Origin of the sequence: Salinicola tamaricis, from assembly GCF_003006155.1 — a bacterium.
GTDB classification, from domain to species: domain Bacteria; phylum Pseudomonadota; class Gammaproteobacteria; order Pseudomonadales; family Halomonadaceae; genus Salinicola; species Salinicola tamaricis.
Window position 1 is genome coordinate 443,764 of record NZ_CP023559.1, and the last position, 13,833, is coordinate 457,596.

Annotated in this window: 13 protein-coding genes and 2 pseudogenes; 7 read left to right on the forward strand and 8 right to left on the reverse strand. The window is 65.4% G+C overall.

Going from position 1 to position 13,833, the window contains the following annotated elements:
• Positions 1–26 precede the first annotated feature (26 nt).
• The 3 genes from CN538_RS20150 (at position 27) to CN538_RS01960 (ending at position 2,231) form a co-directional block, all read left to right on the forward strand.
• Positions 27–188, forward strand: coding sequence for a hypothetical protein (locus CN538_RS20150; protein ID WP_164999481.1), 162 nt, complete (start codon positions 27–29; stop codon positions 186–188).
• Positions 189–493: 305 nt separating this feature from the next.
• A complete protein-coding gene (locus tag CN538_RS01955) occupies positions 494–1,084 on the forward strand; it encodes an arylesterase (RefSeq protein WP_242495841.1) in 591 nt (196 codons plus the stop codon).
• Between the two features lie 169 nt (positions 1,085–1,253).
• On the forward strand, positions 1,254–2,231 hold the full coding sequence (locus CN538_RS01960; RefSeq protein WP_106418384.1) for a zinc transporter ZntB: 978 nt from the start codon (positions 1,254–1,256) through the stop codon (positions 2,229–2,231).
• A gap of 25 nt (positions 2,232–2,256) precedes the next feature.
• Here CN538_RS01960 and CN538_RS01965 read toward each other — a convergent pair whose 3' ends face one another.
• Positions 2,257–2,532: an Rdx family protein gene (locus CN538_RS01965; RefSeq protein ID WP_106418385.1), complete on the reverse strand. Its 276-nt coding sequence runs from the start codon at positions 2,530–2,532 to the stop codon at positions 2,257–2,259.
• Between the two features lie 154 nt (positions 2,533–2,686).
• On the opposite strand from CN538_RS01965, the pseudogene CN538_RS01970 reads away from it, so the two are divergent.
• From CN538_RS01970 to ettA, 4 genes and pseudogenes are all read left to right on the forward strand, one after another.
• Positions 2,687–4,028: pseudogene (locus tag CN538_RS01970) on the forward strand (MFS transporter).
• Between the two features lie 145 nt (positions 4,029–4,173).
• Complete coding sequence (locus tag CN538_RS01975) at positions 4,174–4,593, forward strand: PAS sensor domain-containing protein (RefSeq protein WP_035475317.1); 420 nt, start codon at positions 4,174–4,176, stop codon at positions 4,591–4,593.
• 180 nt (positions 4,594–4,773) lie between these two features.
• Positions 4,774–4,974 (forward strand): PA3496 family putative envelope integrity protein, encoded by a 201-nt coding sequence (locus CN538_RS01980; RefSeq protein WP_106418386.1) that lies wholly within the window; start codon positions 4,774–4,776, stop codon positions 4,972–4,974.
• A gap of 272 nt (positions 4,975–5,246) precedes the next feature.
• Positions 5,247–6,886, forward strand: a pseudogene (gene ettA / locus CN538_RS01985) (energy-dependent translational throttle protein EttA).
• 113 nt (positions 6,887–6,999) lie between these two features.
• On the opposite strand, the gene CN538_RS01990 reads toward ettA, so the two are convergent.
• The 7 genes from CN538_RS01990 to CN538_RS02015 all read right to left on the reverse strand — a co-directional run bounded on the left by CN538_RS01990 (position 7,000) and on the right by CN538_RS02015 (position 13,805).
• Entirely contained in the window at positions 7,000–7,158 is a 159-nt protein-coding gene (locus tag CN538_RS01990) for a DUF1328 domain-containing protein (RefSeq protein WP_035475241.1), read from the reverse strand.
• 145 nt (positions 7,159–7,303) lie between these two features.
• Entirely contained in the window at positions 7,304–8,218 is a 915-nt protein-coding gene (gene lpxL, locus CN538_RS01995) for an LpxL/LpxP family Kdo(2)-lipid IV(A) lauroyl/palmitoleoyl acyltransferase (protein WP_035475243.1), read from the reverse strand.
• A gap of 78 nt (positions 8,219–8,296) precedes the next feature.
• Entirely contained in the window at positions 8,297–9,394 is a 1,098-nt protein-coding gene (alr, locus tag CN538_RS02000; RefSeq protein WP_106418387.1) for an alanine racemase, read from the reverse strand.
• A 154-nt stretch (positions 9,395–9,548) separates the two neighbouring features.
• Positions 9,549–10,340: a TolC family protein gene (locus tag CN538_RS21675; RefSeq protein WP_242495477.1), complete on the reverse strand. Its 792-nt coding sequence runs from the start codon at positions 10,338–10,340 to the stop codon at positions 9,549–9,551.
• A gap of 7 nt (positions 10,341–10,347) precedes the next feature.
• Positions 10,348–11,007: a TolC family protein gene (locus tag CN538_RS21680; RefSeq protein ID WP_242495478.1), complete on the reverse strand. Its 660-nt coding sequence runs from the start codon at positions 11,005–11,007 to the stop codon at positions 10,348–10,350.
• A 291-nt stretch (positions 11,008–11,298) separates the two neighbouring features.
• Entirely contained in the window at positions 11,299–12,270 is a 972-nt protein-coding gene (gene rpoS, locus CN538_RS02010) for an RNA polymerase sigma factor RpoS (RefSeq protein WP_106418388.1), read from the reverse strand.
• Between the two features lie 305 nt (positions 12,271–12,575).
• Positions 12,576–13,805 (reverse strand): peptidoglycan DD-metalloendopeptidase family protein, encoded by a 1,230-nt coding sequence (locus CN538_RS02015; RefSeq protein WP_242495479.1) that lies wholly within the window; start codon positions 13,803–13,805, stop codon positions 12,576–12,578.
• Positions 13,806–13,833 lie beyond the last annotated feature (28 nt).

The window sequence follows — 13,833 nt, forward strand, 5'->3', positions numbered from 1 at the left end:
AGCGGCGCGACCCGGCGTGGCCGCCGATGCCCTCCACTCTGGCACGCTTCCCCCGAGCCGGCCAGGTGCGTACCGACGCCCTGCGGGGCGAGGCACGCCATCTCCGTAGCGCCTGCCGGCTCCTGGATCTCGATGCCCGAGGCTCCAAGGGTAGCGACGCCTCACGCAACGATGGTCACGCCACCTAGCGCAATCATGGTCGTGAGGCTTGCCGGAATCGTGGTTGCGACGGCAACATGGCGATTTCGATCGCCCATTGCCACGCCGGTCCAAGCTCGGCTCCTGCCTCTCGCCAGGGAAACGGTGCCCGGTATATGAGGCATGAAAACGCTTATTAGCGTTTTGCCGAGCCCGTGATCGGATAATATCCGCGTTCGCCGATTCTCCCGAGGAGTGAGACATGTTGCCTGGTTCGAGGAAGCCCGGTTCGACGAAGAGGTCGACGACGCTATGGCTACGCGCCGGCCTGTCGCGTGCCCTGCTGGTGCTGGCCATGGCGCTGACGCTGCTGCCCGGCGCCGCGCAGGCACATACCCTGCTGGTGATGGGCGACAGTCTCAGCGCCGCCTACGGCATCGATCCGCAGGCGGGTTGGGTCAGCCTGCTCGAACGCAAGCTGGGCAAGGGCTATACGGTCATCAATGCCAGCATCTCCGGAGAGACCACCTCGGGAGGGGCGGCGCGACTGCCCGAACTGCTCAAGCAGCATCGCCCGGATATCGTCCTGCTCGAACTCGGCGGCAATGACGGTCTACGCGGTCTGTCGCCCCAACAGATGAAGGTCAATCTGGCCAAGATGATCGAGCGCAGCCGCGCGGAGGGCGCCCGCGTGCTGCTGCTGGGCATCGAGGTGCCGCCCAACTACGGCCCCGCCTATACCAACGCCTTTCGTAACGTCTTCACTCAGCTCGCCGACGAGTACGATCTGCCGCTGGTGCCGTTTCTGCTCGAAGACGTCGATCTCGACAGCATGCTGCAGGCGGACGGCATCCACCCGACCGCCGAGGCTCAGCCGATCATCCTGGCCAACGTCTGGGCCAAGCTCGAACCGATGCTCGCCAACGGCGCCAACGACCAACGCTGAGCCAGGTGGTACCGCCTGGCGTCCGGTCAGCGACGTGCTAGGCTCTGGACGAAAACTGCCTGCAGTCGCCGGCCGAGCCTGCTGACACCGCATGAGCAGGCCACACCGACCAAGTCATACGCGATTCAAGCCCGAGGAGGCACCGGGCGCCCCACCGAGAGGTCAACAGATGCAGATGGAAGGCGATACGGCGCTGGTTGCCGCCTATGAATTGAACGGCAGCGGCGGCGGCTCACTGCTCAGCGTGAGACAACTGCGCGAAGCCTGGCAGTCGCCGGAGCGACCGCTGTGGATGCATCTCGATTTCCGCCATGCCGACGTGGGCACCTATCTCGACGATATCGCCGGTCTCGACGAGGCGGCGATCGAGGCGCTGCTCGAGGAGGATACCCGCCCGCGCGTGGCCAAGTTCCGCAACGGCGCGGTGAGCACGCTGCGCGGCGTCAATCTCAATCCGGGGGCAGCCCCGGAGGATTTGATCTCGCTGCGCATCTGGATCTCTGCCAACCGCCTGATCACGCTACGCCGGCGTCCGTTGAAATCGGTCAGCGAGGTACGTGATCGCATCGATCGCGGCGAGGGCGCGCTGTCGGTGCCCGACCTGCTCGCCTGGCTGGCGGAGACCCTGGTCGACAACGTCGGCGACGTGGCCCACCAGCTCGACGACCGCCTGGGCGAGCTGGAAGAGGACCAGCTCAGCGATCGCGAGATCGACCCCGACGATCTGTCGCACCTGCGCCGCTCGCTGATCACCCTGCGCCGCTTCATGGGCCCCCAGCGCGACTGCCTCGAACAGATCGCCCACGGCCCCGACAGCTTCGACGAGGATACCCGGGTCTCGGTACGCGAGAGTGCCAACCAGCTATCGCGCTACGTCGAGGACTTTCACGCCATGCAGGAGCGCGCGCTGATCCTGCAGGAGCAATTGCTCAACGAGCACAACGAACGCCTCAACCAGCGGATGTACATGTTGGCGATCGTTACTACGGTGTTCCTGCCGCTGAGCTTTCTGACCGGCCTGCTGGGCATCAACGTCGGGGGTATCCCCGGCGCCGACAGCCACTACGGATTTGCCGTCTTCGTCGCCATCACCGCGGTGGTCGGCGGTGCGGTGATGTGGCTGCTCAAGCGCAAGCACTGGTGGTAGGCGATCCGCGTCGACCCGAGGCGCCTCAGTCACCGCGGTCGGTGTGGCCCAGATCGCGCTGCGGATCGAGCCGGTCGCGCACCCGGCGCTTGAGTTCCTTGATCTCGGGGAAGCCGCCGTCGCGCTTGCGCTCCCATAGCGTCTGCTCGTCGTAGAGCACCTCGAAGTGGCCACCGTGGCTGGGCGCCAGCGCCACCTGTTCGAGATCCTCGCCGAAGGTCTGCAACAGCTCCTGGGCATACCAGCCGGCACGTAGCAGCCACTGGCATTGCGTACAATAATGAATGCGGATGCGGGCCATACGACTCTCCTCGGGGCTCTCCCCGGCGATGATTGCACTGGCGCGCATGATGCGCGGGTCACCGCGCCTGACTCAAGCCCGCGGCCGGCGAGCCGCAGCCTGGACAGGCAGCTGGCCCCACCCTATCACCCAATCGGAAACAAGGACGTTTTCCATGACGGCAAGAAGTTCAAGCACCCGCGGTGGCGACGACGACAGCCTCACCCGCCTTTTCGAACGCGTCACCGGCGATGACGACAGCCGCATGTGCCGGGATATCTCCGATGCCGCCTGCCGTGAACAGCCGGGCAACTTCTTTCGCCACCTGGTGGCGGCGTTGGGCAACAAGCTCGCCGATGAGCTCTCCAACGCGCGCCTGATCCTGCCGTGGCTGATGGGGGCGATCGGCGCACCGGTGTGGATGGTCGGCCTGCTGGTGCCGATCCGCGAGGCCGGGGCCCTGCTGCCCGCAACTGCTGATCGCGGGCTATATCCGACTGCGCAAGATTCGCAAATGGGTGTGGGTGGCCGGTGGCGTGGCCCAGGCGGTGGGCGCAGTGCTCCTGGGCCTGCTGGCGCTGTTCGGCCACGGTAGTTGGGGCGGCGCGCTGGTGCTGATTGCGCTGACCGGGCTCTCGCTGGGGCGCGGGCTCTCCTCGGTGGCAACCAAGGATGTGATGGGCAAGACCATCGCCAAGCAGCGGCGTGGCACCCTGATGGGCTGGAGCGCCAGCGCCGCCGGGGCACTGACGCTACTCGTGGGTGTCGGGCTGATGTTGATGGGTGACCGCCCCGGCACCTGGGCGCTGGCGGTGCTGCTGTTCGCCGCCGCGTTCGGCTGGGCGCTCAACGCCCTGTGCGCGGCCGCAATCCTTGAAGCGCCGGGCGCCACCGAGGGCGGCGCCAACGCCTGGGATAGCGTCAAGCAAGGGATTTCGCTGATGCGCCGCGACCGCCGCTTCCTGCACTTCAACCTCTCCCGCGCCCTGCTGCTGTCGAGCGCCCTGGCACTGCCCTACTTAGCCCTGCTGGGCCAGCAGAACAGCGGCACCGACCTGGCCAGCCTGGGCATCCTGGTACTCACTTCAGGGGTCGCCGGCATGATCGGTGGGCCGATCTGGGGACGTCTGGCCGATCGCTCCAGTCGGCGCGTCATGCGCAATGCCGCCATCGGCGCCGCCCTTTGCTGTGTCGCCGGCGCCGCCTGCGTGCTGCTGCCGGAGGCCGCGCGCACCAGCGTGTGGCCCTACGCCGTGGTCTATGGCCTGCTGATGATCGCCCACGCGGGCATTCGCCTGGGGCGCAAGACCTACGTGGTGGATCTCTCCGACAGCGACACCCGGGCGCTCTACGTCGCCTTCTCCAATACCTTCACCGGGGTATTGATGCTGATCGTCGGCCTGCTGCTCGGCGTGCTCGCCCAGTGGCTCGGCAGTGCCCCGCTGTTGCTGCTGCTCGCCCTGCTGGCGCTGGCCGCCGCGGCAAGCTCCCATGCCCTGGCCGAAGTCGAGGCGTGAAGCGCTGTGTCCCGCCCGCGATGGGCGCTGTCAAAGCGTTGTAATCCAACGGCGCCATGGCATCATGGCCGCTTGTATCGTCCCTACAAACCGTCGCATGTCCAGCCTGGAGACAAGGATGGCCAGTAACCCCAAGCGTCCCCCCATGATCAGCCCGGCCCTGCTCGAGCGCATCGTCAACGCCTCGGACGATGGGATCGTCGTTGCCGAGCAGGAGGGTGACGAGAATATCCTGATTTACGTCAACGAGGGCTTCGAGCGCCTCACCGGCTACAGCATCGACGAGATTCTCTATCGCGATTGCCGCTTCCTGCAGAATGGTGACCGCGACCAACCCGCGATCGACCGCGTGCGCACGGCGCTGCGCGAGGGCCGCTCCTGCCGCGAGGTGCTGCGCAACTACCGCAAGGACGGCTCCCAGTTCTGGAACGAGCTGTCGATCACGCCGGTCTACGACGAGGAGGATCAGTTGACCTACTTCGTGGGGGTACAGAAGGACGTGACCGGGCTGGTCGAAGCCCTGCAGGAGCTGGAGGCGCTCAAGGCCGAGCGCGACCCGGCCTGAGCCGAAGCCGCCCTGCCACACCGCCCCGGGCGGCTATCCTGAAAGACTGTCCTGATCGGCTATCCTGGCGCGGGAGGTCGATAGGTTTTTTCAAACGGCCAAAGGCTTGTCTTGCGACGCATTCGGCGATATATAGCCCTCGAGCATCATCAGGATGCCGTCACATCGGAGGGCCAAACGATGAGCCGTGAAGATTACGCCGAGGACCAAGAGCTTTACGACGCCGTCAACGACGAGCAATTCGAGCGTCCCCGCAGCAGCAAGGCCGACACCCTGAAGGCACGCCGTCAGGTCGAGGCGCTGCTCGAAGAGCGCCGCCTGAAACGTGCGATCGAGGACGACTGGTACGCGGATTTCGACGACGAAGAAGAGGAAGAGTGAGCGCCTCGCTCATCCTCAGAGCCGTAACGACGGGCGCCCAGGCGTCCGTTCGCGTTAACGGCCGGCGGTCGCAATCCCGCCGCTAGTCATATACCCTGCTCTGTCCGTGTCGCCACCCCCCGCACCCCGCAGGCCGGTGCCGGCCGGTCACGCACCTAGACGCGCGTGACCCGCGATGCCCACCGCCGCGGAGCTGCCAGCGACCCTGACCCGATCTCATTGACCGCGATACTCAACCGAACCGGATTCCCATGGCGCAATACGTTTTCACCATGAACCGGGTGGGCAAGGTCGTCCCCCCGAAACGCGAGATCCTCAAAGACATCTCGCTCTCCTTCTTTCCTGGCGCCAAGATCGGCGTACTCGGTCTCAACGGGGCCGGTAAGTCGACGCTGTTGCGGATCATGGCCGGCGTCGACACCGAGTACAACGGCGAAGCGCGGCCGATGCCGGGCATCAATATCGGCTATTACCGCAGGAGCCCGAGCTCGACGACACCAAGAGCGTGCGCGAGACGGTCGAAGAGGCGCTGGGCGAGGTCAAGGCCGCGCAGGAGAAGCTGGAGGGCGTCTACGCCGCCTACGCCGAGCCGGATGCCGACTTCGACGCCCTGCCGCCGAGCAGGCGGCGCCTGGAGAACATCATCGAGGCCGCCGACGCCCACAACATCGAGCGCAAGCTCGAAGTCGCCGCCGAAGCACTGCGTCTGCCGCCCTGGGATGCCCGCGTGGGTCATCTCTCCGGGGGAGAACGCCGCCGTGTGGCACTGTGCCGGCTGCTGCTGTCGAGCCCGGATATGCTGCTGCTCGACGAGCCGACCAACCACCTCGACGCCGAGTCGGTGGCGTGGCTGGAGCGCTTCCTCCACGACTACCCCGGCACCGTGGTGGCGATCACCCACGACCGCTACTTCCTCGATAATGTCGCCGGCTGGATTCTCGAACTCGACCGCGGTCACGGGATCCCGTTCGAGGGCAACTACTCCCAGTGGCTCGAGTCCAAGGAGAAGCGGCTCGAGCAGGAGGCCAAAGCCGAGGCGGGCCGCCAGCGCGCGATCAAGCAGGAGCTGGAGTGGGTGCGGCAGAATCCCAAGGGGCGTCAGGCCAAGAGCAAGGCGCGCCTCAACCGCTTCGACGAACTGCAGTCCGGCGATTACCAGAAGCGCAACGAGACCAACGAGATCTACATTCCGCCCGGGCCGCGCCTGGGCGACAAGGTCATCGAGTTCCATGACGTCGCCAAGCGTTTCGACGACAAGCTGCTGTTCGACAACCTGTCGTTCCAGATTCCGGCAGGTGCGATCGTGGGGATCGTCGGCGGCAACGGCGCCGGCAAGTCGACCCTGTTCAAGCTGATCTCCGGCAAGGAGCAGCCGGACAGCGGCGAGGTGGTGGTGGGCGAAACCGTCGACATCGCCTACGTCGAGCAGCTGCGCGACCACTTCGACAACACCCAGACCGTGTGGCAGGCCGTCTCCGATGGGCATGACATGCTCAGCATCAACGGCTACGAGGTGTCGTCGCGGGCCTACGTGGGGCGCTTCAACTTCAAGGGCACCGATCAACAGAAGCGGCTCAGCGAGCTCTCCGGCGGTGAGCGCGGGCGCCTGCAGCTGGCGCAGACGCTCAAGCAGGGCGCCAACGTGCTGCTGCTCGACGAACCTTCCAACGATCTCGATATCGAGACCCTGCGCGCCCTCGAGGAAGCCCTGCTAGCCTTCCCCGGCTGCGCTCTGGTGATCTCTCACGACCGTTGGTTCCTCGACCGTATCGCCACCCACATCCTCGCCTATGAGGGCGACTCCAGTGTGGTGTTCTTCGAGGGCAACTACACCGACTACGAAGCCGACCATCAGAAGCGGGTCGGCAGCGACACGCCCAAGCGCATGAAGTACAAGCGCATCGACGCCTGATGCATGCATCGCCCACCCGCACGGGGTGGGCGAATTGCTGCCTCAGCAACGCAAACGCCCGCCTGAAAAGGCGGGCGTTTGCGTCTGCGCGTGTCGTGTCGTCGGGTTGGCGTCTAGCGGCCTCGGCCGCGTATCAGCGATACGACAAACAGGATCAGGAAGATGACGAATAGCACCTTGGCGATCGTCGCCGCGATCCCGGCAACCCCGCCGAACCCGAGAACGCCGGCAATGATGGCGACGATGAGAAAAATCACGGCATAACTGAGCATGGCTTTACTTCCTGTTCTGGCCTGATAAGTGCCGCGCGGCAACATGCCCCGCGACGCCCTGCCCTCGCAATCCTTGAGGGTATCTTAAGCCTTGTTGGTGAAGCGCTTTTCGTCAAGGTGGCCAGAGTATCGGTTTGCAACCGGCTCAATAGACCGACGGTTCACCCGGCGGGCGCGTCTTGAAGCGTCGATGCAGCCACAGGTACTGCTCCGGATGCCGCCGGATCGCCTGTTCGATGAAGGCGTTGACCAGGGTCGCGTCGGCGACCTCATCGTCGCTGGGGAAGTTCTCGAATGCCGGCAGATACTCCAGGGTGTAGGTGCGGTCATCGGGATTGCGGTGAAACATGAACGGCATGACCGGCGCGCCGGTCATGCGTGCGATCTTGGCGGTGAGCTTGAGCGTCGCCGCCTCGACCCCGAAGAAGGGCGCGAAGACACTGGCATCACGGCCGAAGTCCTGGTCCGGCGAGTACCACACCACGTGGCCCGACTTGATCCGGCGCACCACGCCGCGCAGATCGTGGCGATCGATCGCGGCGCCGAAGATATCGCGCCGCGCCCGGGTCATGAAGTTCTCGAACACCGGATTGTCGTGGGGTCGATAGACCACGTCCGCGGGGAAGAACAGCGAGTGCAGCGCCCCGCCCAGATCGAGGGTCGAGAAATGGATGCCGATCACCAGTACCCCCTTGCCCTGGGCGCGCGCCCGTTCCATGTGCTCGATGCCACGGAAGGCGATGCGCTGGCGCAGGTGTTCGGGATTGCGGCACCAGCCGGTGGCGGTCTCGAGGATCCCGATACCGTTGGCCACGAAGGTACGCTTGACCATCTCCGCGCGCTTGTCGCTGTCCCACTCGGGGAAGCAGAGCGCCAGATTGGTATCGGTGATGTGACGGCGCCGCTTGGCCAGACGCCAGCTCAGCAGACCGATGCCTCGGCCCACGGCCAGCTTGAGCCGCCACGGCAGAAAGGCGCTCGCCTTCATCAGCGCGATGGCGAACCAGGTACCCCAGTAGCGGGGATGGGCATGATTGGCGGGATAGACTTTCTTGGCCATAACGCTTCCAGATTCACAGTGATGACGAGCGGCACGCCGGCCGCCCTGGGCCCTAGACTCTAGACTCCAGCCCCTCGCTCAACTCACCGGCGCCGCCGGCAGATAGACCCGCGGCACCCGCGGCAGCACCCCAGTGAGCAGGGTATAGGCGATGGTGTCGCAGTGCTCCGCCACCGTGTCGACATCGAGCCCACGCCCCCATAGCACCACCTCGCTGCCGACATCGGCATCCGCCACCTCGGTGATGTCGACGGTGAGCATGTCCATCGACACCCGCCCGGCGATGGCGCAGCGCTGGCCATTCACCAGTACCGGGGTACCATCACGGGCGTGGCGGTCGTAGCCATCGCCGTAGCCGGCGGCGACCACGCCGATACGGCTGCGCTTGCGGGTCCGAAAGCGCCCGCCATAGCCCACCGCCTCGCCCGCCTCCAGCGTACGCACGGCGATCAGACGCGAGCGCAGCGTCATCACTGGCTCGAGCGTCACCCCTGCCGGCAGCTCGCCTTCCAGCGGGTTGCTGCCGTAGAGCATGATGCCCGGCCGATTCCAGGCGCCATGCGTCGGCGGGTGCTGCAGTGTGGCCGGTGAATTGGCCAGACACAGCGGTGCACCCAGCGCCTCGCCCAGGGCACGGACCTGGGCGTGCTGAGTCTGAAAGGCACTGTCATCGGCGAGATCGGCCGTGGAGAAGTGGCTGATCAGATGCAGGTCGGTGACTCGCTCCGGAACCTGGCGCAGGCGCGCCCAGTGGCGGCGGAGCTCGTCCGCCGAGAATCCCAGGCGATGCATGCCGGCATCGAACTTGAGCCACACCGGTAGCGGTCGGCGCGGCCGATAGGCCAGCACCGCCGCCAGCTGCCACTCGCTATGCACCACCTGCCACAGCGAGAGCGCCTCGACCGTGGCCAGCTCCGAGGCCTCGAAGATGCCCTCGAGCAGCAGAATCGGCGTCTCGATGCCGCCATCGCGCAGCGCCACCGCCTCCTCGATCGTTGCCACCGCAAAGGCCGGCGCCAGCCCAGTCAGTGCACGGGCGCAGGCGAGCGCGCCATGACCATAGGCATCCGCCTTGAGTACCGCCATCGACCGGCTCCGCGGCGCCAGAGCGCTCGCCGTGCGATAGTTGCGACACAGCGCCGCGAGATCGATCTCGGCGCGCAGGGGTCTTGCCATGGTAGCTACGTCCTCCTCCCAAGAGATGATACGACACCAGCCGCCTACGGCCGGCGAGCGCCATGGTAGCGCGTTTGGCGACACCGCGGGACGCCAGCGGCGTAAACACAGACGCCGCTAACGGGTAGCGGCGTCGGCGGCTGAATCGCAGCGCTCAGGGCGTCGGCGGTGTTGGCCGAGCGCCGATATCGTCGGTCGGCGAACCGCGGCGCTGAGTGTCGGCCAGATCGAGCGAGACCCGCTTGCTGTCGCGCAGCCACTGGTTGGTGCCGCGGATCACATCGAGGCTCAGCACCCCGGCCTGCTGGCGCAGCTGGAGCAGATCGGTGACATAGGTGTAGCGCGCATCGGCGTAGTTGGAGATCGACTCGTAGAGCGACTGCTCGGCGTTGAGCACGTCGACAATATTGCGCGTGCCCACCTCATAGCCGGCACGGGTCGCTTCCAGTGCGCTGCGGCTGGAGACGATCGCCTCGCGCTGGGCATCGACCGACTCGACGTCGTTCACCACCTGCGTGAACAGCGAGCGTACCTGCTGCGTGGTGTAGCGGCGCTGATCCTCGAAGTCGTACTGGGTCGACTCCAGCGAGTAGGTGTTCTGCCTCACTGACGCGCTGGTCGAACCGCCGGAGTAGATCGGTAGATTCGCCTGCACGCCCACCTCGACGTTTTCGTTGTGCCCACGCAGCGCATCGATGTCGTTGTCGGAATAGGCGTAATCAGCATAGGCGTTCAGCGTCGGCAGATGGCCGGCGCGATGTCCACGCCTCTTGGCGACATCGACCCCGGCCTCGGCGTAGCGGATCGACGGGCTGCTGGTCATCGCCAGATTGACCCAGTCGTCGCGGGTAGCCGGCTTGGGCGAAGCGATTGGCAGATCGTCGGCGAGACCATCGATGCTGTCGTACTGCTTGCCGGTCAGACGCTCCAGCGCCTCGAAGCTCACCTGCAGATCACTGCGCGCGGAGATCAGGGCTGGGCGCGGCCGAATCGTAGGCGGCCTTGGCTTCATTGACGTCGTGATCGCCACCAGGCCGATTGAACTGCTCCTTGGCCTGCTCCAGCTGGCGCCCGATCGCCTTGGATTGCGCTTCACGGGCGTCGAGCACCTCCTTGGCGCGCAGAATCTCGAAGTAGGCACTGGATACATCATAGAGCAGCTGCTGCTGGTCGATCTCGAGCTGCAGCGCCTGCTGGCCCACCTGCTTCTTGCTCTGCTGGTACTGGTACCAGTTGGAGGCATCGAACAGCACCTGGGTCACGTTGACCCCGAGGCTGCTGCCGTTGTAGTCCTGACCCGAGGTAGAGCCACCCGCCGCCGCGCCACCACCCGCACCGCCGGCGGCATGCTGGCTCTCGAGCGAGTCGCTACGGTAGAGACTGCCGGTGGCGCTGATCTGCGGCAGCAGATCGCCCCGCTGCACGTCCTGTCCCGCTTCCGTGCTGCGGAAGGTGGAGCGCGAAGCGTTCAGGCTCGACGAGTTGGCCAGGGCATCCTGGGTGATGGTGAGCAGATCGGCCGCCTGTACCGACGGTGCGAACGAAGCGGCCAGCAGCAGCGGCAGCGCATGGCGCAGGGATAAACGGGATGACGACGGAGCAGAGGGCGACATCGAGACGGTTCCTATCGTTGAGCGCTGGCGGATATCGGGGCACGGCGGCGGGCATATAGGCCCGGCATCACGCCTCGAGACGGCCCAGACACCCGGTATTGACTGGTGCGAGCCGGTTGCCACCGCACGGCGCGGGCGCGCCGGCGTCAGCAATCGTTCTGACGAACGACGAGGCGCCGGCTATCCTGCCGGCGCCTCGTCGCGAGGTTTACATACAATGCCGCATGTATGCATGGGGATCAAGCATTCGGCCAGAGATGCCGCGCTTTTGCGCGATTCCCGGCCAGCGCGTCACTCGAAGATCGAGTCCATCGACAACCCCTGCTTCTCGAGCATCCGGCGCAGTTTCTTCAGCGCCTCGACCTGGATCTGACGCACTCGCTCACGGGTCAGCCCGATCTCCTCACCGACCTCTTCGAGGGTCGCTGCTTCGTGCCCACGTAGCCCAAAGCGACGCACCACGACCTCGCGCTGCTTGTCGCTGAGCTCGGCGAGCCACTCGTCGACGTGCGCCTTGACGTCATCATCGACCAGATTGGACTCCGGACCCACTTCGTTCTCGTCGGCCAGGGTATCGATCAGCGGCTTATCGCTCTCGCCCCCCATCGGGTAGTCGACGGAAGAGACGCGCTCGTTGAGCCCCAACATCTTCTTGACCGTCGCCACCGGCTTGTCGAGGAACTCCGCAATCTCCTCCGCGGTGGCCTCGTGGTCGAGCTTCTGGGTCAACTCGCGCGCGGCACGCAGATAGATGTTGAGTTCCTTGACCACGTGGATGGGCAGACGAATGGTGCGCGTCTGGTTCATCAGCGCGCGCTCGATGGTCTGGCGAATCCACCAGGTCGCATAGGTCGAGAAGCGGAAGCCGCGCTCCGGGTCGAATTTCTCGACCGCCCGGATCAGGCCGAGATTGCCCTCCTCGATCAGGTCGAGCAGCGACAGCCCGCGGTTGAGGTAACGTCTGGCGATCTTCACCACCAGGCGCAGGTTGGATTCGATCATTCGCTGACGGCCGGCCGGATCGCCCTTCTGCGCCAGGCGGCCGAAGTGCACTTCCTCTTGCGGTGTCAGCAGCGGCGAGAACCCGATCTCGTTGAGATAGATCTGGGTCGCATCGAGACTGTGGTGGTAGTTGTTCTCCTCGCGACTGAGCGCCTTCTCGAATGCGCTTTCGTCGTCTTTGCCATCCGTGTCATCGGTATCGACCTGCTGGTCGGCACCGTCGAGCTCAACATCCTGAATATCCCGTTCAAGCATGCTCATGTCACTACCCCCAATCTGGGCTTCCTGAGTACCTTCGCCATGGGGTCTAGCCGCCCCAGGCGACCGCGCAATCCTTGCTCTACTTTTACGTCCTTGATTACGACTTCTGCTTACTGCGTTCACGTACGATGTTTACTTACTAGGTTGCTGCTCGAGCGGGCCACGCTACTGCCAGCCGACTCGGCGGTGCGCCGCCGCCGCTGACCGCGCCCCGGCAGGGCACGGTCAATCTGGCGGCGGTAACCGGAGAGTCTTCCAGCTTGGCAACGTCGGCCGTTGCAGCGATCTGTCGCGCTGACGACCGTTCAGCGTTTGGGTAGGTATTTGAGCGGGTCTTGAGGCTGGCCGTTAACGCGAACCTCGAAATGTAGCTCGACCTGGTCAGCATCCGTCTGCCCCATGGTAGCTATCGTTTCTCCGGCCTTGACGACATCGTTCTCTTTCACGCGCAACGTGTCGTTGTGTGCGTAGGCACTCAAGAAGCGGTCGTTGTGCTTGAGGATGATGAGATTGCCATATCCCCTCACACCATCGCCGGCATACACCACAATCCCTGGCCCGGCTGCCTTCACAGGTTGCCCCTTTTGGCCGGCAATATCAATGCCGGGGGTGATACTGGAGTCATCATCGAAACGACCGACCAGGCGCCCTTCGGTGGGCCACTGCCAGGCCACGTTCTCGACCGGCTTGTAGGTCCGGTTCGAGCGGTCCGGCGCGCCACTGGGCTCCCCCGCCACCTCGGTACCGGCATCGTTGCCGGCCGCCGTGCGGGTATCCTTACGCGTCATGGAAGCAGAAGAAGATGACGAAGCCGTGTCAGCCCCGGCGGCAGGCTGACGCGCCGGCGGCGTGGCGGCGCCAGAACCAGAGCTAGAACCGGGGCTAGAACCAGAGCCACTGTGCGACGCCTGGCTCTGGCCGGTATTGGCAGCGACGCTCTGACCGGCGTTGGCGGCGCGCTGGTCGATCACCGGGCCTGGCGCCGAGACCTGCTGCCCACCGCTGTTGCCGCCGCCCGCCGGCAGCAGCCAGGAGGGATTGTCGCCGTCACTCGCGGCGCTCGCCTGCGTCTTGCCGCCCAGCGGCGTGACGGTAGCCGCCCCCTGGGAAGAGGCCAGACTCTGGCCCTGGCTGGCATCGACGCTGGCGTTGGGCGTCAGCCGCAGCTGCTGACCGGGCTGCAGTCGATACGGAGGCGAAATGCCGTTCATCTGGGCCAGATCGCGGAAATCGACCCGATTCTGCCAGGCGATGCCGTAGATGGTATCGCCGGCCTTAACGGTATAGGTGGCGCTGGGCTGGCTGTTGCGGCTGACGGACAGATCCTGGACCTGGGGGCGTCCGCTCGAGGTGGTGCAACCCACGACCCCGACGGCGACCGCCGGCAGCAGTCCCAGAAGTAGCGCGATGCGACGCTTGTTCATGAAGAAAATCCCTTTTTTCCTGACGATGCGTGCGGCTCGGACGGCTTGCGCTCTCCCAAGCACATTACCACTACCACACCTACCACGATCAATGCCGACGCCGCGAGCCACTGGGAGGGCTCACCGGTCACCGCAGTGA